The organism is Arachidicoccus sp., assembly GCF_050436765.1.
Taxonomy (GTDB): Bacteria; Bacteroidota; Bacteroidia; order Chitinophagales; family Chitinophagaceae; genus Arachidicoccus.
In genome coordinates, this window is sequence record NZ_JBNQGD010000228.1 from 1 (window position 1) to 1,055 (window position 1,055).

The window sequence follows — 1,055 nt, forward strand, 5'->3', positions numbered from 1 at the left end:
AATCCTATTACAGGATATTTGGTGGCGAAGAGGCGGGCTAGGGGTAAGCCTACATATCCGAGGCCGATGACGGCGATTTTGTGTTGGGGCATATTGTTATCTGTTATCTGTTATCTGTTGTCTGTTATGAAATCGCCACGTCGTCGTTCCTCTTACTCGTGACGAATTGCTTATTTTAAGTTTTGCCAATACCAAGCTACAGCTTCTTTTAATCCTTCTTGTATTTTATGGGTAGGTTGGTAATCTAATAATTTTTCTGCTTTTGCAATACTCGCTAATGAATGAGGTATATCTCCAGCACGATTTGGACCGTGCTTTATTACTACCGCTTCAATGGACGTGTCATATTTGGCTAAATATTCTTTTAAATACTCCGTCAATTCTTTTAGGGTGGTACGGTCGCCTACGGCGGTATTGTACACCGTATTCACTGCATCTGGATTGGTAGTAAGCATTGCTCTTTCATTCATTTGAATGACATTATCGATATAGGTAAAGTCACGGGAATAATTACCATCGCCATTGATAACCGGGCTCTCGTGCGCCATTAGTTGCATTACAAATTTCGGAATAACCGCAGCATAGGCGCCATTGGGATCTTGATGGCGGCCAAACACATTGAAATAGCGCAAGCCAATAGTCTCTAAGCCATAAGTCTTGCTAAAGATACCAGCGTATAGTTCGTTGACATATTTGGTAATGGCATAAGGCGATAAAGGGTTGCCAATTATTTCTTCTACTTTGGGTAAACCTTGAGAATCACCATAGGTTGAGGAAGAAGCTGCATACACAAAACGTTTTACTTTTGCATCGCGTGCTGCTACCAACATGTTTAGGAAGCCAGAGATGTTGACTTCATTGGTAGTAATAGGGTCATTGATAGAACGAGGTACGGAGCCAAGCGCCGCTTCGTGCAATATAAAAGCTACACCATCCGCTGCTATTTGGCAGTCAGTCAAATTGCGAATATGCCATTGGAGTAAAGTAATATTTTCGTTGTGTGAAACTGTCGACACATAAGGACACTGATCCGTCTAGAATGACTCCTTGACTCG

1 protein-coding gene is annotated in these 1,055 nt (G+C 42.1%); it reads right to left on the bottom strand.

The genetic code is table 11. The features are described 5' to 3' along the window. Nucleotides 1-170 precede the first annotated feature (170 nt). Nucleotides 171-1,016: an NAD-dependent epimerase/dehydratase family protein gene (locus tag ACQR30_RS10170; RefSeq protein WP_429734656.1), complete on the bottom strand. Its 846-nt coding sequence runs from the start codon at nt 1,014-1,016 to the stop codon at nt 171-173. Nucleotides 1,017-1,055 lie beyond the last annotated feature (39 nt).